The following is a 24129-nucleotide window of genomic DNA, read 5'->3' as shown; positions in this document are numbered from 1 at the left end:
GGGCGCCCCCGGCTGCCGGTAGGCCCGCTCAGCCCTTGGCGGTGCACTTCGGCAGGGCACCGGTGTCCCCGCTGCGGATGTCCTTGAGGGCGCCGAGCGCATCGCCGATGGTCTTCACCTTGACGAGGGTGAGCCCGCTCGGGGTGTCCTTGGCGGCCTCGGCGCAGTTGTCGGCCGGAGTCAGGAAGTACTGGGCGCCCTTGCTGCGCGCGCCGATGGTCTTCATCGAAATGCCGCCGATCGGACCGACCGTGCCGTCGTCGTCGATGGTGCCGGTGCCGGCGACGAACTTGCCGCCGGTGAGGCTGCCCGGGGTGAGCTTGTCGTAGATCCCGAGCGAGAACATCAGCCCCGCGCTCGGTCCGCCGACGTCGGCGAGCTTGATGTCGATGGAGAACGGGAACGTGTGATCGGTCCCGGCGGAGATCCCGACGATGGCGCGCTTCTCGCCGCTGTCGTCCGAGGTGGTCGTGGTGACCGTCACCTTCTCGGTCTCGGTGGCCGTCTTGTTCGCCTTCTCGGCGGCGGCCTGCGCCTTGACCGGCACGACGGTGAAGACCACGTCCTGGCCGGGCTTGTGCTTGGTCACCAGGGTGGCGACGTCGGCCGGCTGCTTGACCGCCGTGCCGTCGACGGCCTTGATCACGTCACCGGCGTGCAGTCTGCCCTCGGCCGGGGAGCCCTTGAGAACCGTGGAGACGATCACCCAGGACTTCACCGGGACGCCCAGCTCCTTCAGCGCGGCGACCTTGGCGCTCTCCTGGGACTCGCTGAATTCCTCGGCGTTCTCCTGGGTGGACTGCTGCTCCGTCTTGCCGTCCGGGTAGAGCGTGTCGTGCGGCACGACCTTGTTGTCGTGCGAGAGCCACCCGTAGACGGCCTCGACGAGGTTCATCTTGTAGTCGGCACTGGTGACCCGCACCGTGGTCATGTTCAGATGCCCGGAGGTCGCGTAGGTCTTGTGGCCGGAGATCTGCAGCACCGGCTCGCCGTCGTGGTCCCCGAGCGTGTTCACGGTCGGGCCGGGAGACATCTCCGAGTACGGCACGTTGATGAGCACTCCGGCGCACAGGAGCGCGATCAGCATCAGAGTGGAGGCGAGCATCGTCGCGGTGCGGCGTGGCATGCGAAGACAGTACGGGACGGGTCTGTCAGCGCACCGTCAGGGCCACCCGTCACACGCGCCCCGGCCCCCCTCAGCCGCCGGAGCGGGACTTCTCCATGGCCTCGCGGAAGCGCGCGTACCCGTCGAGTTCCGGCCCGTCGCTGCGCGCCCTCCTGGTCCGGTTGGCCCAGCTGCCCCACACACCGGCACCGACCGCCGCCACAAGCGGAATCAGCAACCAGACGAGCGCCGCCATACCGACCTCCCAACCCCATGAGCGTCCGCGACTGACTGATCAGCAGATTAATCATCCGCACTGACAACGCTCACGCGAGGGGTACGGTTACGCAAGCGGAGGCAGGACAGGGTCCTCAAGGGTCCTTCAGCAGGCCCCGACCCATTCCTCCGTCCCATCCGAGAACTTCTGGTGCTTCCAGATGGGCACCTCGTGCTTGAGGTCGTCGATCAGCTTTCGACAAGCTTCGAAGGCGTCCCCCCGATGCGGACACGACACACCGACGACGACCGCGAGATCACCCACCCGCAGGTCCCCCACCCGATGCACGGCGGCCAGCGCCCGCACCGGGTACTCGGCGACGACCTTCTCGGCGATCCGCCGCATCTCGTCCTCGGCACTGGGGTGACACGAATACCCGAGCGCGTCCACATCGGCGCCCCCGTCGTGATTCCGCACGGTCCCCACGAACAGCGCGATCCCACCGGCCGCGTCGTCCCCCACCGCCGCGAACACCTCGTCCACGGAGAGCGCACCCTCCCGGATCCCGATCAGCTTCACGGGATCGTCGGCGCCGCGCTCCCCAGGATGATCACTCACACCAGTCATACCCCCATCGTGCCGCAAGCCCACGACCACACGGAATACGACCAACACCAGGCACACGCGCGTACGGCTTTGGAGACTTCTACAGCCCTGTCCCCCGCACTGCTTTCAACAGCTCTCCACGCCCCCTCCAGCCCGTCCGGCGTTCGAGGACGAGGCCGGAGGCCGAAGCGCGGCGGTCCGGGGGCGGCAGCCCCTGCCCTCAGATCCGCCGCCGAGCCTTCCGCGCCCGGCGCACCACGGCCGCCGCCCCGAGCAACGCCACCGTCGCCCCCGCGGCCCCCGCCGCCGTCGCGTCCTTCCGCCCCAGCCGCCGCCCCACCACCGTGTGCCGCCCGGCCACCTCCTCCAGCAACTCGGCCAGCACCTCCTCGTTCGTCCACCCCGGCCGCCACCCGGCGTCGTGCAGCCGGCTGCCGCTCACCACCCACGGATACATCGTGTACGCGAGATCCCCGGCCGGCGACGGCGTGAGACCGATCCGGTGCAGCCGAGCCGCGGCCCCCAGCGCGACCGCCGACGGCAGCTCCATCCGCCGGGTCCCGCTGAGCTCCTCGACCTCCTCCTGCTCCAGCCAGCCGTCGCATCCGACGGCGAGTTCCCCCTCGACCTTCTCCAGGACGGCGTACTCCAGCGCACTGCACAGGTCCTCGACATGGCAGAACTGCCAGGCGGGCCGCGACCCGGCCACGACAAGCAGCCGAGGCGACTCGAAGTACCTGGTCAGCGCGGTATCGGTGCCCCCGACCAGCACCGCGGGGCGCACGACCGTGACATTGAGCCCCGGATGCGCGCGGGGCGCCCGGCGCGCGAGCCGCTCGATCTCCAGCAGGTCGCCGACCCCGGTGGCCTCCGCGGTGGCACGCAGCTCCGCGTCCTCCGACAGCGGCAGCTCGTTGTCCGGCAGCGCGCCGTAGACCATCGCGGAGGTGCACAGCACGACGCGGTGCACCCCGGCCGCAGCCGCGGCGGTCAGCACGGTCTGCGTCCCGCGCACGTTGTACGCGGTGCGCGCCGCCGGATCGGTCTCCAGGTCCAGGTCGAGCGCGAGGTGCACCACCACGTCGGCCCCGCGCAGCTTGTCCGCGATGGCCGGATCCCGCACGTCGAGGATGTGCCACTGGGCGTCCGCGCACTCCCCGCGCCGCTCGTCGATCGCGATGACCTGCCTGACCTCCCCGGACGCGGCCAGCCGCTCGGTGAGCAGCGCGCCGACCCCGGTCGCGGCGCCGGTCACGGCGACGACGGGCCCGCGCACCGCGGGAGGGGTTGAGTGGTTTCGCGCTGCGCGAACCTGCGGATCTGGGGAACTCACCGGGCGTCTCCAGCGGTTGTCTTCAGTACGAGCGTGAGTGACGCGTACGTACCAGGTGGCATCCATCCTGCCGCAGGCCGACTGTCGGCGAAGCACCGAGGCCCGATCGGGTCAGGGTGTCTACGCTGGGTGGTGTTGTCGGGCAGCCGCGCCGCCGGAGAGAACCGGTGGCCTTACCAGCCGAGGATTCCCGTGAGTGACACCCCATTCGGTTTCGGCCTTCCGCCGGAGGAGCCGGAAGACGGCGACGAGGGCAAGAAGAGGGACCAGCAGAGCGGTGGTGGGCAGGGACCGGCCAACCCGTTCGGTTTCGGCACGCCCGGAGCCGGCGGCTTCGGCAGCCCCGGCGCCGACAATCCGTTCGCTGCCATGTTCGGTTCGCTGAACCCCACCGACCTGGGCGCGGCCTTCCAGCAGCTGGGCCAGATGCTCTCGTACGAGGGCGGCCCGGTGAACTGGGACATGGCCAAGCAGATCGCCCGCCAGACGGTCTCCCAGGGCACCTCGGACGGCGTCAAGGACGCGAGCGTCGGCCCCGCCGAGCGCACCGCGGTCCAGGAGGCCGTCCGGCTGGCGGACCTGTGGCTGGACGACGCGACGTCGCTGCCGTCGGGTTCCGGTTCGGCCGTGGCGTGGTCGCGTGCGGAGTGGGTCGAGGCGACGCTGCCCGCCTGGCAGGAGCTGGTCGACCCGGTCGCCGAGCGGGTCGGCGCCGCCATGGGCGACGTCCTCCCGGAGGAGATGCAGGCCATGGCGGGCCCGCTGATCGGGATGATGCGCTCGATGGGCGGCGCCATGTTCGGCACCCAGATCGGGCAGGCCGTGGGCGTGCTCGCGGGCGAGGTCGTCGGTTCGACCGACATCGGCCTGCCGCTGACCCCGGCCGGCAAGGCCGCGCTGCTGCCGGTGAACATCGAGGCGTTCGGCAAGGACCTCGGCGTGCCCAAGGAGGAGGTGCGGCTGTACCTCGCGCTGCGCGAGGCGGCCCACCAGCGCCTGTTCGCGCACGTGCCGTGGCTGCGCTCGCACCTGTTCGGGGCGGTCGACGGGTACGCCCGCGGCATCAAGGTGGACACGGCCAAGCTGGAGGACGTGGTCGGCCAGTTCGACCCGCAGAACCCCGAGCAGCTCCAGGACGCACTCCAGCAGGGCATGTTCCAGCCGGAGGACACGCCCGAGCAGAAGGCCGCCCTGGCCCGTCTGGAGACGGCTCTGGCGCTCGTCGAGGGCTGGGTGGACGCGGTGGTCCACGCGGCGGCGAAACCGCGTCTGTCGTCCGCCGACGCGCTGCGCGAGACCCTGCGCCGCCGCCGTGCCACGGGCGGGCCCGCCGAGCAGACCTTCGCCACCCTGATCGGCCTGGAGCTGCGCCCGCGCCGGCTGCGCGACGCCTCGCGCCTGTGGGCCTCGCTCACCGACGCGCGCGGTGTCGACGGCAGGGACGCCCTCTGGGCCCACCCCGACATGCTGCCGACGGCGTCCGACCTGGACGACCCGGACGGTTTCGTGCACCGCGAGCAGCTGGACTTCTCCGAGCTGGACAAGATGCTCGGCGAGGCGGCGGAGAAGCCCGACCTGCGCAAGAAGGACGACCAGGAAAAGGGCGACGACACCGAGTGAGCCTGCACGACGACGCGGTCCTCGTCCTCAAGGGGTACGAGGGCCAGGACGAGCTGCGCCAGGCCTACCTGGACCACCTCGCGGCCCACCCGGACGGCATGTGGAAGGCCTGTCACGCCGGCCATGTCACGGCGAGCGCGCTGGTCGTCGACCCCGAGCACGGCCGGGTGCTGCTGACCCTGCACAGGAAGCTGCGGATGTGGCTGCAGATGGGCGGCCACTGCGAGCCGGGCGACGCCACGCCGGCGGCGGCGGCCCTGCGGGAGGCGACCGAGGAGTCCGGCATCCCGGGGCTGACGCTGCTGCCGGGCGGCCCGGTGCGCCTGGACCGGCACGCGATCCCGGCGCCGTGCCACTGGCACTTCGACGTCCAGTACGCGGCCCTCGCCCCGCGCGGCGCCGCCCACGCGATCAGCGACGAGTCCCTCGACCTGCGCTGGTTCGCCTACGACGAGGTGCCGGAAGTCGCCGACGAGTCGGTCGTACGGCTGCTGGAAGGGACCCGCGCGAGGCTCTGAGCCGGACGCGGGTAAGGGGCGCCGGCCAGTGCGGGCGCCCCTTACATGGTGACGGTCAGCTCCAGACGTTGCCCTGGTTCATCCCGCGCGCTCCCTGCTGGCCCATCCCGAACTGGGCGGCGACGCCCTGACCGATCTGGGCGTGCTGCGGCGGCAGCAGTTCACTCGGCTGGACCAACGCGAAGCCACTTCCCATGAAGCTCAGCTCCCAGCCCTCCCCGGTGCTGCCGCGGCGCCGCCACACTCCCGAGGAATGCGTCTGGGCCTGCATCTGGACGCGCAGCCCGGTGGACCAGGCGACGATCGCGTCGGCGTCGCAGTTCACGTACTTGTCGGGCGTGACCTGCATCAGCAGCGGCGCGCCGGAGGTCATCAGGGCGACCTGCCCGCGTCCGGTGATGTTGAGCTGGTACTTCCCGGACCCGGAGATGCCGTAGAGGCTGTCGACGGCGACGACCTCGTGGTGCAGTGCGGAGTCCATGGCGAGGACGTAGCTGCTGTCCACGGTCAGGCCGTCCTGCTCGACGTCCAGGACGTGGATGTGCTGGGCGAGGTTGGCGAAGTAGACCGTGCCCTGCCCGTGGCAGCGCATCAGGTCCAGGCCCTCGCCGGTGTACGCACGCGCGCGTGCCTGGTTGCGGCCCTGGTACTCGGCGTCGAACTCGACGAGCCCCTGGTAGGCGACCATGGTGCCCTTGCGGGCGAGGATGTCGTCGTGGCCCTCCAGGACGACCCGCAGCATCTGCTTGTTCTGCAGGCTGTAGCGATCCCTGGCCTGGGAGTCGTTGAAGGCGAAAAGCGGGCTCTGCATGGTTTCCTGACTCCCCCTCAGCCCCGGAACCGGAGGCGGTCGGTGCTGTCCTCGCTGGGCTGGACGACGACGATGCCCTGGCCGGAGAAGGCCATCTGGTAGGCCTCGCCGCTGCCCCGGCCGATCAGCGACTGCGCCTTGAAGCTGCGCTTGCCCTTGACCTTGAGGTTCGGCGACCAGGCGACCAGCGCGTCCGGGTCGACGTACGTCTCGTCCTCGCCGCCGCCGCAGTCCACGACGATCGGCTTGCCCCGGGAGGTCAGCGCGACCCAGCCCTGCCCGGAGATCTTGGTGTTCCACAGGCCCTGCCCGGCGAACTTCGCGAGCCCCTTGACCCGCTCCACGCCCCACGTCAGGTGCGCGTCGAAGGCGAGCAGGTTGGTGGCGTTGACCGAGATGCCGTCGCCGTTGAGGTTGATGACGACGACGTTCGCGCCGTAGTCGGCGAGGTAGAGCAGGCCGTCACCGGAGCACTTCATCAAGGGTGCGCCTTCGCCGGTCATCCAGTCGCGGGCGATCTGGCGCACGGCAGGCGGGTTGGGCTCGTACTGGACGAAGCCCTCGTAGGCGACCATCGACCCCACGCGCGCGAGGAGGTCGTTCCCGGTCTGCATGGCGACCTTCAGCATGTGGTCGCCGTGGTTGTCCATGCGGGCGGTGACGGGTGCGGGGGCGTAGCCCGCGAGCGGCTGGTTCATGACGGGCTCCCTCAGACCTCGTACGGCTGGACGACGATGAAGTTGCCGGGCGCGCCCCGGAACTGCAGGTTGACGCTCTCCCCGGTGTCGCCCGGATAGGCGTTGCGGCGCATCCGCACCTGGCTGGAGACGATCACCTGGGACGCCGCCGACCAGGCGACGATCGCGTTGCAGTCGGCGAAGGTCGTCGGCGTCACGGGCAGCACCACGGGCGTGCCGTGCGTCTTGACGACGATCGTGCCGGTGCCCTGGAACTGCATCGTGAACAGCGCGCCGCCGGGGATGCCGTGCCCCTCGATGCGGCGGACCTCGTACTGGAGGCCCTCGTCGAAGGCGAGGACGCTCTCGGCGGAGACGCAGATCGCGTCGCCCTGGAGCTCGATCGGGTGCAGGTTGGCGGAGTTCTCGGCGAAGAACACCTGGCCCTGGCCGGTGCAGCGCATCAGCTGCATCTCCTGGCCGGTGGCGTTGCCGACGATCCGGCCGGCGAACCCGGCGCCCTTGTAACTGAAGTCGACCTTGCCCTGGTAGAGCACCATGCTGCCCTGCCGGGCCAGCACCGGCTGCCCGCCCATCCCGAGGTCGGCGCGGATGAGCTTGCTGTTCTGCGGGGTCCAGCGCTGCCCGGTGGGCGTCTCCTTGAACTTCTGGAGCGCCGCCCCGACACCGGCACCGCCCTGGGGGGCGCCCTGCGGGACCGCGTAACTCTGCTGCCCCTGCCCGGGGACCTGTCCGAACGGCGGCTGCTGACCGTAGCCCGGGGGCGGGGTCGGAGCCTGGGGCGCCTGCGGGTATCCGGGCGGCGGGCCCGGGGCCTGCGGGGGCGCCGGAGGACGGCCGTAGCCGGGCGGCGGCATGGGCGCACCCGGCGCGGGCGCCGGGGCCGGGGGCGGCACGGTGCCGCCGACGGGCGGGGTCATCGGGGCGATGACGGTGGGCGCGCCGTGCATGTTCGGGGCCGGCACGGGGCCGGGGGCCGGGGGCGGCGTGAAGCCCTGGGGGGCGGCTGGAGCGGCGGGCGCCGGGGCCGGTGCGGGGGTGGGAACCGGCGCGGGTGCGGCCGGGGCGGCGAACGCGGGCGGCGCGAATCCGGGTGCGGACCCGGCCTGCGACGGCTGCGGCTCGGGCGCGGCGGGCGGCTCCTCCTCCATCACCTCGCCGCCGAAGTTCTTCAGCAGCGCCTCCAGACCGCCGTCGAAGCCCTGGCCGACGGCGGCGAAGCGCCACACGTCCTTCAGGTAGAAGTCGCCGAGCATCACGGCGCGCTCGGTGGAGAACTCCGAGCCGTTGAAGGAGTACCGGGCCACCTCCTCGCCGCCCGCGACGATCCGGATGTATCCGGGCGCGACCTGCGACATCTGCCCGGCGCCGTCGAGGGTCGCCGTGAACGCCAGCTTCTGGATCTGCGGTGGGATCCGGTCCAGCGTGATCCGGAAGGACTCCGTGTCGCCCGCCTGCGCACCCAGCAGCTGGATGGACTCCTCGGGCGACTTCGGCTGGTTGAAGAAGACGAAGTAGCGGTCGTCCGAAAGCCGTTCGTCCGCGTCGAGGCCGAAGCAGCTGATGTCGAAGGTCAGCCCGGGGCCGGCGATCTGCACGCCTACGTACAGATCCGTGCCGGCCGTGAGGTCACTGATCCTGGCCTTGTGGCCGCGTTGGAATTCCCTGGCCATGCGTTACGACCGTCCCCCATCCCGAATACGAGTGCGTCGCGTCAGGCTAACGGCTAACTCGGACATCGGAAGAAGTCGGTACAGACCCGGTACACAACCGCGCTCAGCGACCCCGAAGGGAGCGTTCCCGGCGTGTGTCACTCATCGCGCGCGCCGGGCACGTGGGGCAGCCGGTCGGCCGCGACCACCCCTTCGAGGTAGCCACGGGCGCGCTCGGTCCGCGGAAACGCCTCCAGCAGCCGCCAGAACCGGGGGCCGTGCCCGGGCACCAGCAGGTGCGCGAGCTCGTGGCAGAGCACGTAGTCGACGACGTACTCGGGCATGCCCTGCAGCCGGTGCGAGAGGCGGATGCTGCCCTCGGAGGGGGTGCACGAGCCCCAGCGGGTGTTCTGGTTGGTGACCCAGCGCACCGAGGCGGGGCGGGCCCGGCCCCCGAAGTACTGGTCCGACAGCCGCTGGGCACGCTCCGCCAGTTCGGTGTCGCCCAGCACTCGCTTGCTCTCCTGCGCGGCGAGTTTGTTGAGCATGACGGTCACCCAGCGTTTCTCCTCCGCCTCGGACATCCGGGCGGGGATCAGCACGACGGTGCGATCGCCCTCGCGGTACGCGGAAACGGTCCGGCGGCGCCGGGCGCTCCTGCGAACCTCGATCGCGCTCGCCCCCAAGCCGCTGGGCGGCTGGCTCGTCGTGCTGCGCTGTGGCTTTCCGGCGCGGTGCAGTGGGTCGGCGGGCACGCCCCGACGTTACCCGCTGCACACGGGGGAAGTCCCGGGTCCGGGACGGTTCGGTGCCGATCCCCCACCATGCGTCTGATTTGTACGACGAATACTCACCGCCTGTGGACAACTTTCGGCGCCCGCCCGGCGGCCCCGGCATGCTGGCAATCGTCGGCGGAGCGGGCCCGGAGCGGGACCGGCTTCACCGGCACACGGGGACGTTCTGTGACCTTTCGACGGCTACGGGGGCCTGTCATGCATCCGTTGGTGAAGCCCGCGCTGCGGCGCGGCTGGCGCGACCTCAACACCGTGCAGTTCGGGATGACTCCCGCGCACGCGATGACACTGGGGCCGATGGACACGGCGACCGGGAGCTTCCTCGACCTGCTCGACGGCGCCCGCGGGCTTGCCCTGCTGCGTACGGAGGGGCGGCGCATGGACCTGCCGGACGGCCATGTCGACACACTGGTGGAACGGCTGTCCCGGGCCGGGCTGGTGGACGACGCGCAGGGCGGCGGGCCTGCCGCGGAGGCCTTGCGCGGGAAGAAGGAGGTGCTGGAGCGGCTGCGGCCCGATCTCGCCGCGCTCTCCCTGATCACTCCGGAGCCGGGCGGTGCGATCGACCGGCTGGCGGCCCGGCGGGCGCTGCGGGTGCGGGTGCAGGGCGCGGGCCGGGTCGGGGTCACGCTGGCGGCGCTCCTGTCGGGTGCGGGCGTCGGCGAGGTCGACGTGCGGGACGTGGGCCGCGTCCAGCAGTGGGACGTGGCACCGGGCGGGCTGCCGGCCGAGGCGGTCGGCGAGACCCGTGCCGAGGCCGCGCGCAGAGTCGTCCGCCGGGCGGCCCCGGACCGCCCGCCCCGCCGCCCGGACCCGGCCGAGGCGGAGCCCGGCCTGGCACTCGTGATCATCGCCCCGCGCGACGACGTCCTGGTGCACGCCCCGGACGCGCGCGCCGCCGAGCCGCTCATGGCCTCGGGGACCCCTCATCTCTATACGGGTGTCGTGGAGGGCACCGGCGTGGTCGGCCCCCTCGTCCTGCCCGGCGGGACAGGCTGCGCCCGCTGTCTGCACGAGCACCGCACGGACCGGGACCCGGTCTGGCCGCGCCTGATCGCCCAGTGGCGGTCCGGGCAGGCGCGCCGGGTGGGCGCCTGCGATCAGACGCTGGCCGCAGCCGTGGCCGGGCTGGCCGCCGCGCACGCCCTGGCCTTCCTCGACGGGGAGTCGCCGGCCGTGACGGGAGTGCGCTGGGAGGCGTCCGTGCCGGTTCTGCACTGGCACGCGCGACCGGTCTGGCCGCACCCCGCATGCCCGTGCGGAGCAGCGGAGAAAGCTAAGGGGGAACACTCCTCAACCAACGGGGATCCACACGCGACAATGGTGAGGCAACGGCCGTCGGCGGAGCGACGAGAGCACGCGGACGCGGCGCGGCCGACTGGGACTTGGAGGGCGCATGTCTGATCTTCCCCGGAAGGCGGTCACCCGGACCGCCAAGCTCGCCGCGCTCCCGCTCGGCTTCGCCGGCCGGGCGACCTGGGGTCTGGGCAAGCGCATCGTGGGCGAGTCCGCGGAGATCGTCGGACGCGAGCTCCAACAGCGCACGGCGGAGCAGCTGTTCAAGGTCCTGGGCGAGCTGAAGGGAGGGGCGATGAAGTTCGGGCAGGCGCTGTCCGTCTTCGAGTCGGCCCTCCCGGAGGAGGTCGCCGGCCCCTACCGGGCGGCCCTCACCAAACTCCAGGACGCCGCGCCGCCGATGCCGACCCGCACCGTGCACGCGGTCCTCACCGAGCGCCTCGGGAAGGACTGGCGCGAGCTGTTCCTGGAGTTCGAGGAGAAGCCCTCGGCGGCGGCCTCGATCGGTCAGGTGCACCGGGCGGTGTGGCAGGACGGCCGGGCGGTGGCGGTCAAGGTGCAGTACCCGGGAGCCGGCGAGGCCCTGCTCTCCGACCTGGGGCAACTGAGCCGTTTCGCCCGCCTGTTGGGTCCGCTGATCCCCGGTATGGACATCAAGCCGCTGATCGCGGAGCTGCGCGACCGGGTCTCCGAGGAACTGGACTACGCGCTGGAGGCCCAGGCCCAGGCCGCGCACGCGGCGGAGTTCGCGGGCGACCCCGATGTGGTGGTGCCCGCGGTGGTGCACCAGTGCGACCAGGTCCTGGTCACGGAGTGGATCGACGGAATACCGCTCTCCGAGATCATCTCGGCGGGTACCCCGGAGCAGCGCGACCGGGCCGGTCAGCTGCTGGCCCGCTTCCTCTTCTCGGGCCCGGCCCGCACCGGCCTGCTGCACGCCGACCCGCACCCCGGCAATTTCCGCCTGCTGCCCGGCGGCCCGGAGGACGAGGAGGAGTGGCGTCTCGGCGTGCTGGACTTCGGCACCGTCGACCGTCTCTCCGGCGGCCTGCCCAGCCCGATCGGCGACTCGCTGCGGATGACGCTGGACGGTGACGCCGAGGCGGTCTACGAGCTGCTGTGCGCGGAGGGGTTCGTCAAGGAGTCCATAGAGCTGGACCCCGACGCCGTCCTGGACTATCTGCTGCCGATCATCGAACCGGCACAGGTCGACGAGTTCACCTTCACCCGCACCTGGATGCGCAGCCAGGCGGCCCGCATCGCGGACCCCCGCAACCCCGCCCACCAGCTGGGCAAGCAGCTCAACCTGCCGCCGGCCTACCTCCTGATACACCGGGTGACCCTGAGCACCATCGGCGTGCTCTGCCAGCTGGGCGCGACGGTACGGCTGCGGGAGGAACTGGAGGCATGGCTGCCCGGGTTCCTGCCCGAGGAGTTCGAAGAGGCCGAGGCGGCCGTCGAGGTCCAGTAGCGGGCCGGGCTCACCACCAGGGCGAGTCGAGCCGGCCCTCGATCGCTCTGAGGTTGTCCCTGGAGCAGGCCTCGCAGAAGAACTGGCGGACGCCGTTCTCCACGGAGCAGGTCCAGGTGACGGGCGGGGGGCCGTCGGCCGGAGTGCCGCAGCGGGCGCACGCGAGCGGGTGGGGCTCCGTGGCGGAGCCGCCGTGATCACTGCCTCCGGGAAGACTCGTCACCTGGTGACGATAACTCCGCCGCAGGTGGATCAGCGCGCACAACGCACCGCGGGGGCCGGTCCGTTCGGCCGGACCGGCCCCCGCGGGGAGCTTTCGCCTCCCGAGGTAGGGAGGCCACCGCTTCAGGTGTACTGGGTTACTGCATCACGGCGATGGCGAGCGCACGGCGGGCACGCATCGAGGCGCGCTCGGCCCGGCGCTGCATCCGGCGAGCGGTCGCCAGGCGCACGGCCCGGCGTTCCCGCTCGGCCTCGTGCAGTCGCTCGTGCATATGCGCACGAGCCAGGGCTTCTGGGATGAGTTGCATTTCTCGGGTCCTGTTCTGACGCGAGCCGGTGTCGGTACCGGCAGTGGTGAAGTCTGAGATCGCGGAGCCTGCGGGCTCGCTGGTGGACGGCTTCATCGGGGCCTGCTTCTTGGGATCGTGCGTGAGGGGGCGGTCGATCGTTCCGAGGATGTTCATGCCGTGACCGGGTTCTTGCGCGGGCGGCCACGCGGCCGCTTCCGGGCGACGACGACGCCCTGGACGAACAGCTCGCCACCCCAGACGCCCCAGGGCTCACGCCGCTCCTTGGCCCCGGCGAGGCAGGCCTCGATCAGCGGGCAGGTGCGGCAGAGGGACTTGGCGTACTCGACGTCCGCCGGCGACTCGGCGAAGAAGACCTCCGGGTCGTAGGAACGGCAGGGGACGGGTACGCCGAGGTTCTCGATGGCGTCGTCGAGCGCGGTGAGCGCGGTGAGCGGGATCAAGGTGGAGTCCTCCGTGAGGCCGGGCGGGGGGATCGTTTCGGAAGGCGGTACGGACGGGGCGTGCGCTTCGAGTTGCACGGCTGTTGTTCCTCGTCTGGTCGTGCCGGTCGGGTTGGACCGGTTGGCGGCTGGTACCGGGTTCTGCTCTTGCCCCGAGGCCCCTTCGCGCCGTTCTCCCTGTTCAGGGAAAACAGAAGGGCCGCGGATCCCGGATGGGGTTCCGCGGCCCTGAAGGCGCCGGCCTGATCGATCAGGCTGGATCACTCCAGGGTTCTGGCCCACGGAAGGCCCACATCAGGTGGTGCTGCGTCGTCTGCTTCCGGCTACCGGCACCGGCTGCCGTAAAGGCATAGGCCTTGGCCTGTGCCGCTACTGCTTCCAGTGCCTTGGTCGGTCGCTCATTGCGCTCACGGACGGGAAGACCCGCGAGAGAAACGGAGGACGCCGGACGCACGGCAGGAATGCCGGACAGACCGGTGCCCAGGTTGGAGACGCCGAGCATGCACAGGGAGACGGCCGAGGGATCGGTCATTTTGGCCGCGCTGATGTTGGTCTCGATGCTGATCACTGGACTCGCCTCCTCTCGGCGTCTAGGGGATCGGTGTTGAGCCGATCCGCTCGGGTATGCAAGTACAACACGGAACCGGGCCTTCGAGAAGGCCGCCGCTTCCGTGCCTAGAACCTATGGGGATTGCTGGGGCATGCGCAAACTATTTTTTCGACGAGTTCTCAACAGCCCCCCGCTTCTCCTCCCTCGGGCTCCTGGCCTGCACATATGGCCAGAACATCGGCGCCGTAACGGTTGAGCTTGCGCATGCCGACGCCGGGGATGCGGGCCAGCTCGCGGTCGTCGTCCGGAGCGCTCTCGGCGATGGCCATCAGGGTCCTGTCGGTGAAGACGCAGAAGGCCGGCTGGCCGCTGAGCCGGGCCTGGTCGGCACGCCATTCACGCAGCCGCTCGTAGAGGCCCTCGTCCATGTCGGACGGACAGCCGTCGCAGCGCATCAGCTTCATCTCGCCGGCGTCGGTCAGCGTGCGTCCGCAGACCCGGCACCGGGCGGGACTGCGCTGGGTGCGCCGGGGCGCGGCCACGGGGCCGCCCGTGAAGCCGCGTTCGACACCTCCGCCACCGGCGCCGCCCGCACGGCCGACGGTGCCGGTGGAGCCGGGGCGCAGACCGTCCAGGAAGCGACTGGGCCTGCGGCCGGGTCTGCCGCCGGGGGTGCGGGAGAGGGACCAGGAGACATGGAGCCGTTCCCGGGCGCGGGTCACTCCGACGTAGAGGAGACGGCGTTCCTCCTCGATCTGTTCGTCGGTCTTCGCGTAACTGATCGGCATCATGCCCTCGGCGACGCCGACCAGGAAGACGACGTCCCACTCCAGGCCCTTCGCCGAGTGCAGGGAGGCGAGGGTGACGCCCTGGACGGTCGGGGCGTGCTGGGCGCCCGCGCGCTCGTCGAGTTCGGCGACGAAGTCGGCGAGGGTGGCGGCGGGCCGGGCGGCGGCGACGTCGTGGGCGAGGTTGACCAGGGCGGCCAGCGACTCCCAGCGCTCCCGGACGGCGCCCGAGCCGGCCGGCGGCTCGGTGGTCCAGCCCTCTCCGGAGAGCACGGCGCGCACCTGGGAGGGCAGGTCCACGGTGTCGTCGAGCAGCGCGTCGTTGCCGCCGAAGCGGGCCGCCGCGCGCAGGGCCACGCCCGCCTTGCGCACCTCGGGCCGGTCGAAGAACCGCTCGGCGCCGCGCAGTTGGTAGGGCACCCCGGCGTCGGCCAGGGCCTGCTCGTAGGTCTCGGACTGGGAGTTCGTACGGAAGAGGATGGCGATCTCGGCGGCCGGGACTCCCGCGTCGACGAGTTCCCGGATACGGCGGGCGGCGCCCTCGGCCTCGGCGGGCTCGTCGGTGTACTCGGTGTAGACGGGCTCGGGTCCGGCGGGGCGCTGGGAGATCAGCTCCAGGCGGTGGTCGGCGGCCCGGCCGCGGGCCTGGGCGAGCAGCCCGTTGGCGAGGTGGACGACCTGGGGTGTGGAGCGGTAGTCGCGGACCAGCTTGACCACGGTCGCCCCGGGGTGGCGGGTGCGGAAGTCGAGCAGGTGGTCGGGGGTTGCTCCGGTGAACGAGTAGATGGTCTGGCTGGCGTCGCCGACGACGCACAGGCTGTCGCGGTCGCCGAGCCACAGCTCCAGCAGCCGCTGCTGGAGCGGGCTGACGTCCTGGTACTCGTCGACGACGAAGTGCTGGTACTGGGCGCGGACCTGGTCGGCGATGTCGTGCCGATCCTGCAGGATGCCCACGGTCAGCAGCAGGACGTCCTCGAAGTCGATGACCGTGCGGTCACGCTTGAGGTCCTCGTACGCCGAGTAGAGCTGCGCGATCTCGGCTGGGTCGCGGGGGACCTCCCGGCCCGCCTTCACAGCTGCAATGGGGTAGTCGGCGGGGACGGTCTGGGTGACCTTGGACCACTCGATCTCGGCGGTGACGTCCCGCAGCTCGCCCCGGTCGAGACGGATACGGCAGGCCGCGGCGGCGTCGGCGACGAGCTGGATCTTGCGGTCGACGAGCCGGGGCAGGGAGCCGCCGATCGCTTTCGGCCAGAAGAACTGGAGCTGGCGCAGCGCGGCCGAGTGGAAGGTGCGGGCCTGCACCCCCTGGGCACCGAGCTGGCGCAGCCGGCCGCGCATCTCCCCGGCGGCGCGGTTGGTGAAGGTGACGGCGAGCACGCTGGACGGGTGGAGGATGCCGGCCCGCACCCCGTAGGCGATCCGGTGGGTGATCGCCCGGGTCTTGCCGGTACCCGCTCCGGCCAGCACGCACACCGGACCGTGCAGGGCGGTCGCCACCGCGCGCTGCTCGGGGTCGAGCCCTTCGAGCACCGCGTCGGCAGAGTCCGGTACCGGCGGGAAGAGGGAGGAGTGCGTTGCTGCTGTCACATGGCCATGCTGCCAGGTCGCCGGAGACGACTGTGCCGGTTGTCCACAGGCGACCCCACGCGGTCGTACGAATGCGGCAGGCGTCACGCGCGCCCGTGCGGGAGCCGTCGCTCGCGGCCCGTGCTGCGGGAATGGCGGGCGGGTCGCGTACGTTGCCTCCCCGGAGGACCTTCCCCGACCTGCCGAAGGAGTGCGAGCGAGATGCAGGGCACTGTGACGATGTACAGCACCACGTGGTGCGGCTACTGCCGCCGGCTGAAGAGCCAGCTGGACCGCGAGGGCATCGCGTACACCGAGATCAACATCGAGCAGGACCCGGAGTCGGCCGCATTCGTGGAGAAGGCGAACGGCGGAAACCAGACGGTCCCGACCGTTCAGGTGGTTCCCTCCAGTGGCGGCACCGAGGTCGTGATGACGAACCCGAGCCTCGCCCAGGTGAAGCAGGCGCTCGGCGTCTGACCCGCCTGACACACACGACCCCCGACCGGCCTGACGCCGGATCGGGGGTTCTGTACACCCGGCCCCCGTACAGCGCTCGGCAGGAGCACGGCCGCGACGCCGCTCCGGCGTGCTCTCGGCGGACGCCGGTAGGGTGACCTGCCGTGGACACGGGGGCGGAGAACAGGATGGTTGCGGTTCCGGCGGGGCAGGTGACGCTGTCGGACCGGCGGACGCAGAGCAGTTGGCCGGTCGAGGTCGCGCCGCTTCGGATGTCGGCGTTCCCGGTCACGCAGTCCTGGTACGCACGGGTCACGGGCCGACGGCCGAGCAGTGCCCAGGGTGAGCGGCTGCCGGTCGAGGGCGTTTCGTGGTGGGACGCGGTCCGGTTCTGCAATGACTTGTCCCGGCACGAGGGGCTGACGCCCGCGTATCAGCTGTGCGTCGACGCCGAGACGGCCGAGTGGGACACCTCCGCGGACGGGTACCGGCTGCCGACCGAGGCCGAATGGGAGCACGCCTGCCGTGCGGGCACGACCGGCCCGCGGTACGGACGGCTCGACGAGGTTGCCTGGTACCAGGGGAACTCCGACGAGCGGATCCACCCGGTCGGCGGCAAGGAGCCCAACGCGTGGGGCCTGTACGACATGCTGGGCAACGTCTGGGACTGGTGCTGGGACGTCTACGACGCCGAGGTGTACGGCGCCTACCGGGTGCTCCGTGGTGGTGGGTGGGCCGACGAGCACTGGAGCTGCCGGGCGTCGGTGCGGCGGCGCAGCCACCCGACCTTCCGGATCGACGACGTGGGATTTCGCATCGTGCGTTCCGCACCGCTGTCCCGGCCGTAAGAGCCTCGTTCCGTATCCGTCAGGATCGGTCAGGATCGGTCAGGGGCCGCCTTCGCTCGTTGTGTCCGGCTTGTCCCAGACCAGCGTGTAGCGCCACAGCAACCGGCGCCGGAACCGGCGCCCGGGGAGCAGGTGCGCGGTAGCCCGCCGGGCCTCTCTCCAGGTCATGATCGGGTCCTCGACGGGCATGTCGGCGGGGACCCGGTTGCCGCCGTGCCGACGCGCTGTCAGGAGGCTCGCGGGGAGCCCGCAGCCGCTGACGACCCGGTCCAGCAGGGTGTGGTCGTGCGCCAGGCCGACGACGACCAGCCGGCCGCCGGGCGCGAGCAGCCCCACCAGCCGTTCGATCGCGTCGTCGAAGGGGGCGTGGTGGATGACGGCGACCGCGCTGACGAAGTCGTAGCTCTCCGCGTCGAGGGCGGCGGCGTCGAGGTAGTCGCCTTCCAGGAAGGTGACGTTCCCGGCCTCCCGCTTGCGGGCCAGCCTGATCATCTCCGCCGACCGGTCCACGCCGGTCACCGACTCCGCCCTGGTCGCGAGCCTGGCGGCGAGCAGGCCGTCGCCGCAGCCGACGTCCAGGGCGGCGCGGCAGCCGTCCGGTACCGCGTCCAGTACCACGGGGTGGTAGTGGACGTTGTGGTTCCAGTACTCCTCTGTGGTCGTGCCGGCCGGTCTCAGACGAAACTCCTCGTCGGCAGTGGCTTGCCGTACCACATCTCGATCAGGCGGGCCGCGATCGAGATGCCGTACGGCGGCAGGACGTCACCGGAGTCGAAGGCCGCGCGGAGTTCGTCGCGGGAGAACCAGCGGGCCTCGTGGATCTCGTCGCCGTCGACGGTCACCTCGGTCGTGGTGGCGCGGGCCATGAAGCCGAGCATCAGGCTGGACGGGAACGGCCAGGGCTGGCTGGCGACGTACTCGACCGGGCCGACGGTGATCCCGGCCTCCTCGAAGACCTCGCGGCGCACCGCCTGCTCGATGGACTCGCCGGGCTCCACGAAGCCGGCGAGCGTGGAGAAACGGCCCTCGGGCCAGTGGACCTGGCGGCCGAGCAGGATGCGGTCGTCCTCGTCGGTGACGGCCATGATCACGGCGGGGTCGGTGCGCGGGTAGTGCTCGGCACCGCAGGCGGGGCAGCGGCGGATGTGACCGGCTGCGGCGATCACCGTGCGCTCGCCGCAGCGGGAGCAGAAGCGGTGGGTGCGCTGCCAGTTCTCCAGGCCGACCGCGTGCACCATCAGGCCGGTGTCCCGCGGGGACAGCAGCAGTCCGGCCTCGCGCAGGCCGGCCGGGCGTGCGGACTGGTCGATGCGGCCGGGCAGGGCGTCCTTCTGGAGGGCGAAGTAGCTGACGCCGTCCTCGTCGGTGCCCAGGAAGTAGCGGTGCGCCTCGGTGAGGGGGGCCTCGAAGGAGGGCGTCATGACGAGTTCGGTGTGGCCGTCGGGTGTCTCGTCGATGAGGACCTGACCGCCGGAGACCACGAAACAGCGGGTGTCGGGGTGGCTCCACGCCGCGGCGAGCCAGGCTTCGTCGAGCCGGTGGTGGGCGGCGCGGTCGATACCGCTCGGGGCGGTGAGCGAGATGGGTCGGTCGGCGGTGTGGTCGGTCCAGGTGGTCACGGGTGCTTCCAACTCCCCCAGTGCAACGGATGTTTCAGCGGGCGGTTCAGCGGGACGAAGGGGCGGCAGGAGAACGGGTGGGGCGGGGGCGGGGCGGGCGGGGCGGCCCTTCCAGTGTGCCCCGCCCGGGGTGCCGCTCCGGACGGCGTCGGTGGCTCAGGGGGCATGGCGCCAGTTCTCGGCGAGGTCGCCCCACAGGTAGGCGCTGGTCTCGACGCCCTTGAGGAGGAGGTCCAGGTCGACCTTCTCGTTCGGGGCGTGCCAGCCGTCGGAGGGGACGGAGATGCCCAGGAACAGAACGGGTGCGCCGAGGACGTCCTGGAGGTCCGCGGCCGGCCCCGAGCCACCCGATCGGGTGAAGCGGATCGGGGTCTCGAAGGCCCGGCCCATGGCGCGGGCGAGCGACTGGAGGCCGGGGTGGTCGAGCGGGGTCAGGCACGGGCGCGTGGCCGGCAGGAAGGTGATCTCGGCACGGATGCCGGCGGGGATCCGGGCCTCGGCCCAGGCGCGGACGACCTTCTCGATGTGGTCGGGCTCCTGACCGGCGACGAGCCGGAACGACAGCTTCAGCAGCGCCGAGGACGGGATGATCGTCTTGCTTCCGGGACCCTGGTAGCCGCCGCCGATGCCGTTGACCTCGGCGGTGGGGCGGGCCCAGACGCGCTCCAGGGTGGTGTGCCCGGCCTCGCCCTCGGTGGCGTACGAATGCGCTTCGCGCAGCCAGCCCTCCTCGTCGAACGGCAGCTCGGCCCAGAGCTGCCGCTCACGGTCGCCGAGCTCGACGATGCCGTCGTAGAAGCCGGGGATCGCCACGCGCGCGTGCTCGTCGTGCAGGGCGGCGACCAGGCGGGCCGCGACGGTGGCGGGGTTGGGGACGGCGCCGCCGAAGACGCCGGAGTGGATGTCCTGGTCGGGGCCGTGCAGGACGATCTGGCACTCGGCGAGCCCGCGCATGCCCGTGCACACCGTGGGGGTGTCCTCGGACCACATGCCGGTGTCGGAGACGATCACGGCGTCGGCGGCGAGCCGCCCGGCGTGCCGCTCGACCAGGGCCCGGAAGTGCGGCGAGCCGGACTCCTCCTCGCCCTCGATCAGCAGCTTGAGGTTGACGGCGGGTGCGGTGCGGCCGGTGGCGGCGAGGTGGGCGCGGACGCCGAGTGTGTGGAAGAACACCTGGCCCTTGTCGTCGGCCGCCCCGCGCGCGTAGAGCCGGTCGTCCCGGACGACCGGCTCGAAGGGCTCGCTGTCCCAGCCGTCCTCGCGGGCGGCGGGCTGGACGTCGTGATGGCCGTAGACCAGCACCGTGGGCGCGTCCGGGTCGCCCGCGGGCCACTCGGCGAAGACGGCCGGGGCGCCCGGTGTCTCCCAGACCTCGGCGGTCGGGAAGCCGGTCTCCGCCAGTTTGGCGGCGAGCCAGTCGGCGCTGCGGCGTACGTCGGGGGCGTGGTCGGGCTGGGCCGACACGGAGGGGATGCGCAGCCATTCGGCGAGGTCGGCGAGGAAGGCGGCGCGGTGCTCCTCGATGTACGTACGGACGGCGCTGTCCGGGGTCTGGCTCATGGTCACGAGCCTATCGGCCCGGACCGACATCCTCGGCGGGCGGTTCGTCACACTCGGCTTCTCCGACAGCCTGTCCGTCGGGATGGCCGGCAGCCTGCCCGACGGGATGCCCGACGGCTTGTCCGACGATCAGGCTTTCCAGGGCGGCCCGGTCCGGCAGACCGTCCGGACGTTCGACCTCGCCGGTGCGTACGTGCACGAACGCGGCCGTGACCGACTCGGGCGGCACTCCCTGCTGCTCGGCCCAACCGATCCGGTAGATCGCCAGCTGGAGCGGGTCGGCGGGGCGGGTGCGGCTGGTCTTCCAGTCGACGATCTCGTACGTCGTCCCGTACGTCGCGCCCGCGCCGTGGTCCGTCCGGTAGACGGCGTCGATACGGCCTCTGACGACCCGGCCCGCGAGGGAGAGCTGGAAGGGGGCCTCGACGCGGTACGGCGTGCGGTGCGCGTACTCGGTGCGTTCGAAGGCCTCCTTGAGGGCTTCAAGGTCGCGTTCGTCGGCGATCTCGGCGTCGCTGCCGGGCAGCTCGTCGGGCTCCAGCATGGGCAGCGTGAGTTCCTCGAAGCGTGCCTCGACCCAGGCGTGGAACCGGGTGCCCCGGCGCGCGGCCGGCTGCGGGGGGCGCGGCATGGGGCGCGCGAGTTCCTGTGCGAGCCCGTCCGGGTCCTCGGCCAGCCGCATCAGCTGGGTCGCGGACAGCGTGGCGGGGAGAGGGACGTCGGTGGTGTTCCGGCGGGCGCGCAGCAGCTCTCCGGTGAGCGCGTCGAGGTCGCGGTCCCAGGAGGCGATGGTGCGGGCCTCCTCGGGGGTGAGGAGGCCGCGCTCGCGTTCCTGGGCGCTGGCGGCGCTGTCGGCGCCGGCGCTGTCATGCTCCGGCGTGCGCGGGGGCGTGCGCTGGGCGGGCACGGCCTCGGGCAGCGCCTCGGGCACCGCCTCGGGCTCGGCCTGGTGCGGGACGGCGGGGCGGTCGGTGCTCCAGGAGTCCCAGTCGGCGGAGTCCGCGTCCGGGAGGTCGTCCTCGTAGGGGGCGGGTTCCTCGTCCTCGGGCGGCGGTGGCCAGTCCGGGTCCTCGGCGGCGGCGGTCTCGTGGTCCGCGGCAGCGGCGCCCGCGTCGGTGCCGGCCGCGAGGGCGTCCAGGTGGGCGAGGACGGTCGCGGCGGCCTGGCGGCGGCGGGCCAGGGCGGCCTCGTCCAGGGGCAGCGGCCACACCTGGTCCGCGCTCACCGCGTGCAGGGCCGGGTTCTCCTCGTCCTCCTCCGGTTCGTCGGCCCAGGCCTCGATCTCGCCGTGCCCGGCGGCGCAGTGGTCGTACAGGGCCCGGAGGAAGTCGGAGGGCCCGCGCGGCTTCTTCTGGCTGGGGCCCCACCAGTGGCCGGAGCCGAGGAGCAGGGAGCGGGGGCGGGTGAAGGTGACGTAGCCGAGGCGGAGTTCCTCGGTGTGCTGGTGGTCCTTCATGGCCTCGTGGAAGGCCTTCATGCCCCGCGAGTCCCAGGCCTCGACGTCGGGCAGGGTGGCGGTGTCGCCGCGCAGGGCGTGCGGGAGCACCTTGGCCTGGGCGGTCCACTTCTCGCGGCCCTGGCCGCTCGGGAAGGTGCCCTTGACCAGTCCGGGGACCGCGACGACGTCCCACTCCAGGCCCTTGGACTTGTGCGCGGTGAGCACCTTGACGGTGTTCTCGCCGCCGGGCAGGGCGTTGTCGAGGCCCTTCTCGTACTGGGCGGCGGTGCGCAGGAAACCGAGGAAGGCGAGCAGGGTCGCCTCCTGGTCGCCGGCCGCGAAGGAGGCGGCGACGTCCAGGAAGTTGGAGAGCGTCTCGCGGCGGCGGGCGGCCAGCGCGTGCGGGGACGCGGACAGCTCCACCTCCAGGCCGGTGACGGCGAGGACGCGGTGCAGGACGTCCATCAGCGGGTCCGACAGGGAGCGACGCAGCTCGCGCAGTTCGGTGGCGAGGCGGGCGAAGCGCACGCGCGCGTCCGGCGAGAACGGCAGCCCGTCGTCGCCCTGTCCGGGCCGGTCTCCGTCGAACGGCAGCTCCAGGAACGTGTCCAGGGCGTCCGCGAGGGATATCACCTCGGCCGGGTCGACCCCCTCGACGGCCGCGGCGAGCCTGCGGTCCGGGTCGTCGGGGTCGCCCACGCGCGCGTGGGACACCAGCAGCCGGGCGCGGCGGCCGAGGAGGGCGAGGTCGCGGGGGCCGATGCGCCAGCGCGGGCCGGTCAGCAGCCGGACCAGGGAGGCGTTGGCGCCCGGGTCCTGGAGCACCTCGCAGACGGCGACGAGGTCGGCGACCTCGGGCAGGTGCAGCAGCCCGGAGAGGCCGACGACCTCGACGGGGACGTCACGGGCGACGAGGGCGCCCTGGATCTCCGCGAAGTCGGTCGCCGTACGGCACAGGACCGCGATCTCGCCGGGGGCCGTGCCGGTGCGGACGAGGTGGGCGACCGAGTCGGCGATCCAGTCCATCTCCTCGGCGTGGGTGCGCAGCAGGGCGCAGCGGACCGTGCCGTCGCGTTCCGCGCCCGGGGCGGGGCGGAGGGCCTCCACGCCCGCGTGCAGGGCGCGCAGCGGCTCGGCGAGGCCGTTGGCGAGGTCGAGGAGGCGGCCACCGCTGCGGCGGTTCTCGCTGAGCGACTGGCGGGTGGCGGGGCGGCCGTCGGCGTGCGCGAAGTGCCCGGGGAAGTCGTCCAGGTTGGCGACGGAGGCGCCGCGCCAGCCGTAGATGGCCTGGCAGGGGTCGCCGACCGCGGTCACGGGGTGCCCGGTACCGGCGCCGAACAGGCCTGCCAGCAGGACGCGTTGGGCGACCGAGGTGTCCTGGTACTCGTCGAGGAGGACGACCCGGAACTCGTCGCGCAGCAGCCTGCCCACCTCGGCGATGCCGGCCAGCGCCGCGGACAGCGCGATCTGGTCGCCGAAGTCGAGCAGGTCCCGCTCCCGCTTGGCGGCCCGGTAGCGGACGACCAGCTCGGCCAGTTCGCGGCGCGCGGCGGCCGTCTCGGGGACCTTGCGCAGGTCGGCGTTGCCGAGCTTCACGCCTGCCAGGGTGTTCAGGAGTCCGGCGTCCCAGGCCCGCAGGTCCTCGGGGCGTACCAGGTGTTCGGCGAGCTCGGAGTCGAGGGTGAGCAGGTCGCTGACCAGGTCGGCGAAGGACCGGGTGAGGGCCGGGTAGGGGCCGGGGGCCTCGCGCAGCACCCGCGCGGCCAGCTGGTAGCGGGTGGCGTCGGCGAGCAGCCGGGAGGCCGGCTCCAGGCCGATGCGCAGGCCGTGGTCGGTCAGCAGCCGGCCCGCGAAGGCGTGGTACGTGGAGATCACCGGCTCGCCCGGCGGGTGGTCGGGGTCGATGACGTCGGGGTCGGTGACACCGGCCCCGACGAGTGCCTTGCGGACGCGTTCGGCGAGCTCGCCGGCCGCCTTGTTGGTGAAGGTCAGGCCGAGGACCTGTTCCGGGGCCACCTGTCCGGTGCCGACCAGCCAGACCACGCGGGCCGCCATCACCGTCGTCTTGCCCGACCCGGCCCCGGCCACGATCACCTGCGGGGCGGGCGGCGCGGTGATGCAGGCCGTCTGCTCCGGGGTGAACGGGATGCCGAGGAGCTCCTTGAGCTGCTCGGGGTCGGTGATACGGGCGGGCATGAGGAAAG

Annotated in this window: 23 protein-coding genes; 6 read left to right on the top strand and 17 right to left on the bottom strand. The window is 72.2% G+C overall.

The genetic code is table 11. The features are described 5' to 3' along the window. Nucleotides 1–28: 28 nt before the first annotated feature. The 4 genes from AB0D74_RS34490 to AB0D74_RS34475 all read right to left on the bottom strand — a co-directional run bounded on the left by AB0D74_RS34490 (nucleotide 29) and on the right by AB0D74_RS34475 (nucleotide 3261). Nucleotides 29–1126: a PDZ domain-containing protein gene (locus AB0D74_RS34490; protein ID WP_362595703.1), complete on the bottom strand. Its 1098-nt coding sequence runs from the start codon at nucleotides 1124–1126 to the stop codon at nucleotides 29–31. 70 nt (nucleotides 1127–1196) lie between these two features. Continuing rightward, nucleotides 1197–1361 carry a hypothetical protein gene (locus AB0D74_RS34485; RefSeq protein WP_177232951.1) on the bottom strand — a complete coding sequence of 55 codons (165 nt, stop codon included), beginning with the start codon at nucleotides 1359–1361 and terminating at the stop codon, nucleotides 1197–1199. Between the two features lie 126 nt (nucleotides 1362–1487). Beyond that, nucleotides 1488–1949, bottom strand: coding sequence for a molybdenum cofactor biosynthesis protein MoaE (locus AB0D74_RS34480; protein ID WP_362595700.1), 462 nt, complete (start codon nucleotides 1947–1949; stop codon nucleotides 1488–1490). Nucleotides 1950–2148: 199 nt separating this feature from the next. Next, nucleotides 2149–3261, bottom strand: coding sequence for an SDR family oxidoreductase (locus tag AB0D74_RS34475; RefSeq protein WP_362595698.1), 1113 nt, complete (start codon nucleotides 3259–3261; stop codon nucleotides 2149–2151). Between the two features lie 192 nt (nucleotides 3262–3453). Here AB0D74_RS34475 and AB0D74_RS34470 point away from each other — a divergent pair, with 192 nt between their 5' ends. Further along, on the top strand, nucleotides 3454–4881 hold the full coding sequence (locus tag AB0D74_RS34470) for a zinc-dependent metalloprotease (RefSeq protein ID WP_362595696.1): 1428 nt from the start codon (nucleotides 3454–3456) through the stop codon (nucleotides 4879–4881). Further along, complete coding sequence (locus AB0D74_RS34465) at nucleotides 4878–5399, top strand: NUDIX hydrolase (protein WP_362595694.1); 522 nt, start codon at nucleotides 4878–4880, stop codon at nucleotides 5397–5399. The genes AB0D74_RS34470 and AB0D74_RS34465 overlap by 4 nt, the downstream gene beginning before the upstream one ends. A 55-nt stretch (nucleotides 5400–5454) precedes the next feature. On the opposite strand, the gene AB0D74_RS34460 is transcribed toward AB0D74_RS34465, so the two are convergent. The 4 genes from AB0D74_RS34460 to AB0D74_RS34445 all read right to left on the bottom strand — a co-directional run bounded on the left by AB0D74_RS34460 (nucleotide 5455) and on the right by AB0D74_RS34445 (nucleotide 9315). Next, nucleotides 5455–6210: an AIM24 family protein gene (locus tag AB0D74_RS34460; protein ID WP_362595692.1), complete on the bottom strand. Its 756-nt coding sequence runs from the start codon at nucleotides 6208–6210 to the stop codon at nucleotides 5455–5457. Between the two features lie 17 nt (nucleotides 6211–6227). Then, nucleotides 6228–6908 (bottom strand): AIM24 family protein, encoded by a 681-nt coding sequence (locus AB0D74_RS34455; protein WP_089098886.1) that lies wholly within the window; start codon nucleotides 6906–6908, stop codon nucleotides 6228–6230. An 11-nt stretch (nucleotides 6909–6919) separates the two neighbouring features. Further along, nucleotides 6920–8581, bottom strand: coding sequence for a TerD family protein (locus tag AB0D74_RS34450; protein WP_362595689.1), 1662 nt, complete (start codon nucleotides 8579–8581; stop codon nucleotides 6920–6922). 137 nt (nucleotides 8582–8718) lie between these two features. After that, entirely contained in the window at nucleotides 8719–9315 is a 597-nt protein-coding gene (locus AB0D74_RS34445) for a M48 family metallopeptidase (protein ID WP_362595687.1), read from the bottom strand. A gap of 237 nt (nucleotides 9316–9552) precedes the next feature. Between AB0D74_RS34445 and AB0D74_RS34440 the strand changes: the two genes are divergently transcribed. Both AB0D74_RS34440 and AB0D74_RS34435 read left to right on the top strand, forming a co-directional pair. Beyond that, nucleotides 9553–10758, top strand: a complete 1206-nt coding sequence (locus tag AB0D74_RS34440; RefSeq protein WP_362595685.1) for a TOMM precursor leader peptide-binding protein — start codon at nucleotides 9553–9555, stop codon at nucleotides 10756–10758. Next, a complete protein-coding gene (locus tag AB0D74_RS34435) occupies nucleotides 10751–12121 on the top strand; it encodes an AarF/ABC1/UbiB kinase family protein (RefSeq protein WP_362595683.1) in 1371 nt (456 codons plus the stop codon). Before AB0D74_RS34440 ends, AB0D74_RS34435 begins: the two co-directional genes overlap by 8 nt. Before the next feature lie 10 nt (nucleotides 12122–12131). Here AB0D74_RS34435 and AB0D74_RS34430 read toward each other — a convergent pair whose 3' ends face one another. From AB0D74_RS34430 to AB0D74_RS34410, 5 genes are all read right to left on the bottom strand, one after another. After that, on the bottom strand, nucleotides 12132–12344 hold the full coding sequence (locus AB0D74_RS34430) for a hypothetical protein (protein ID WP_362595681.1): 213 nt from the start codon (nucleotides 12342–12344) through the stop codon (nucleotides 12132–12134). 136 nt (nucleotides 12345–12480) lie between these two features. Beyond that, nucleotides 12481–12807 carry a hypothetical protein gene (locus tag AB0D74_RS34425; protein WP_362595679.1) on the bottom strand — a complete coding sequence of 109 codons (327 nt, stop codon included), beginning with the start codon at nucleotides 12805–12807 and terminating at the stop codon, nucleotides 12481–12483. After that, nucleotides 12804–13172, bottom strand: coding sequence for a WhiB family transcriptional regulator (locus AB0D74_RS34420; protein ID WP_010984500.1), 369 nt, complete (start codon nucleotides 13170–13172; stop codon nucleotides 12804–12806). The genes AB0D74_RS34425 and AB0D74_RS34420 overlap by 4 nt, the downstream gene beginning before the upstream one ends. 172 nt (nucleotides 13173–13344) lie before the next feature. Beyond that, entirely contained in the window at nucleotides 13345–13662 is a 318-nt protein-coding gene (locus tag AB0D74_RS34415) for a hypothetical protein (RefSeq protein WP_362595677.1), read from the bottom strand. A gap of 161 nt (nucleotides 13663–13823) precedes the next feature. Next, nucleotides 13824–16022, bottom strand: a complete 2199-nt coding sequence (locus AB0D74_RS34410; protein ID WP_362595675.1) for an ATP-dependent DNA helicase UvrD2 — start codon at nucleotides 16020–16022, stop codon at nucleotides 13824–13826. A 201-nt stretch (nucleotides 16023–16223) separates the two neighbouring features. Here AB0D74_RS34410 and AB0D74_RS34405 point away from each other — a divergent pair, with 201 nt between their 5' ends. Together AB0D74_RS34405 and AB0D74_RS34400 are read left to right on the top strand one after the other, a co-directional pair. Further along, complete coding sequence (locus AB0D74_RS34405) at nucleotides 16224–16481, top strand: mycoredoxin (RefSeq protein ID WP_086682403.1); 258 nt, start codon at nucleotides 16224–16226, stop codon at nucleotides 16479–16481. A gap of 167 nt (nucleotides 16482–16648) precedes the next feature. After that, nucleotides 16649–17308 (top strand): formylglycine-generating enzyme family protein, encoded by a 660-nt coding sequence (locus AB0D74_RS34400; RefSeq protein WP_362595672.1) that lies wholly within the window; start codon nucleotides 16649–16651, stop codon nucleotides 17306–17308. Between the two features lie 39 nt (nucleotides 17309–17347). On the opposite strand, the gene AB0D74_RS34395 is transcribed toward AB0D74_RS34400, so the two are convergent. From AB0D74_RS34395 to AB0D74_RS34380, 4 genes are all read right to left on the bottom strand, one after another. Then, complete coding sequence (locus AB0D74_RS34395) at nucleotides 17348–17926, bottom strand: class I SAM-dependent methyltransferase (RefSeq protein WP_362595670.1); 579 nt, start codon at nucleotides 17924–17926, stop codon at nucleotides 17348–17350. Nucleotides 17927–17982: 56 nt separating this feature from the next. Next, complete coding sequence (gene nudC, locus AB0D74_RS34390; protein ID WP_362595668.1) at nucleotides 17983–18927, bottom strand: NAD(+) diphosphatase; 945 nt, start codon at nucleotides 18925–18927, stop codon at nucleotides 17983–17985. A 156-nt stretch (nucleotides 18928–19083) separates the two neighbouring features. Continuing rightward, on the bottom strand, nucleotides 19084–20487 hold the full coding sequence (locus tag AB0D74_RS34385; protein ID WP_362595666.1) for a dipeptidase: 1404 nt from the start codon (nucleotides 20485–20487) through the stop codon (nucleotides 19084–19086). A 10-nt stretch (nucleotides 20488–20497) separates the two neighbouring features. Continuing rightward, nucleotides 20498–24121: an ATP-dependent DNA helicase gene (locus AB0D74_RS34380; RefSeq protein WP_362595664.1), complete on the bottom strand. Its 3624-nt coding sequence runs from the start codon at nucleotides 24119–24121 to the stop codon at nucleotides 20498–20500. Between the last annotated feature and the right edge of the window lie 8 nt (nucleotides 24122–24129).

The sequence above is a fragment of the Streptomyces sp. NPDC048278 genome (genome assembly GCF_040652195.1).
In the GTDB taxonomy this organism is placed as follows: Bacteria; Actinomycetota; Actinomycetes; order Streptomycetales; family Streptomycetaceae; genus Streptomyces.
The sequence above is the reverse complement of the archived record's forward strand: the minus strand, read 5'-3'. Positions and strand labels throughout refer to the sequence as shown.

What these genes read in the sequence shown, in the direction of transcription:
- AB0D74_RS34490 (WP_362595703.1), bottom strand. Translation starts at nt 1,126, where the DNA reads ATGCCACGCCGCACCGCGACGATGCTCGCCTCCACTCTGATGCTGATC.
- AB0D74_RS34485 (WP_177232951.1), bottom strand. Translation starts at nt 1,361, where the DNA reads ATGGCGGCGCTCGTCTGGTTGCTGATTCCGCTTGTGGCGGCGGTCGGT.
- AB0D74_RS34480 (WP_362595700.1), bottom strand. Translation starts at nt 1,949, where the DNA reads ATGACTGGTGTGAGTGATCATCCTGGGGAGCGCGGCGCCGACGATCCC.
- AB0D74_RS34460 (WP_362595692.1), bottom strand. Translation starts at nt 6,210, where the DNA reads ATGCAGAGCCCGCTTTTCGCCTTCAACGACTCCCAGGCCAGGGATCGC.
- AB0D74_RS34455 (WP_089098886.1), bottom strand. Translation starts at nt 6,908, where the DNA reads ATGAACCAGCCGCTCGCGGGCTACGCCCCCGCACCCGTCACCGCCCGC.
- AB0D74_RS34450 (WP_362595689.1), bottom strand. Translation starts at nt 8,581, where the DNA reads ATGGCCAGGGAATTCCAACGCGGCCACAAGGCCAGGATCAGTGACCTC.
- AB0D74_RS34440 (WP_362595685.1), top strand. Translation starts at nt 9,553, where the DNA reads ATGCATCCGTTGGTGAAGCCCGCGCTGCGGCGCGGCTGGCGCGACCTC.
- AB0D74_RS34435 (WP_362595683.1), top strand. Translation starts at nt 10,751, where the DNA reads ATGTCTGATCTTCCCCGGAAGGCGGTCACCCGGACCGCCAAGCTCGCC.
- AB0D74_RS34425 (WP_362595679.1), bottom strand. Translation starts at nt 12,807, where the DNA reads ATGAACATCCTCGGAACGATCGACCGCCCCCTCACGCACGATCCCAAG.
- AB0D74_RS34405 (WP_086682403.1), top strand. Translation starts at nt 16,224, where the DNA reads ATGCAGGGCACTGTGACGATGTACAGCACCACGTGGTGCGGCTACTGC.
- AB0D74_RS34400 (WP_362595672.1), top strand. Translation starts at nt 16,649, where the DNA reads ATGGTTGCGGTTCCGGCGGGGCAGGTGACGCTGTCGGACCGGCGGACG.
- AB0D74_RS34385 (WP_362595666.1), bottom strand. Translation starts at nt 20,487, where the DNA reads ATGAGCCAGACCCCGGACAGCGCCGTCCGTACGTACATCGAGGAGCAC.
- AB0D74_RS34380 (WP_362595664.1), bottom strand. Translation starts at nt 24,121, where the DNA reads ATGCCCGCCCGTATCACCGACCCCGAGCAGCTCAAGGAGCTCCTCGGC.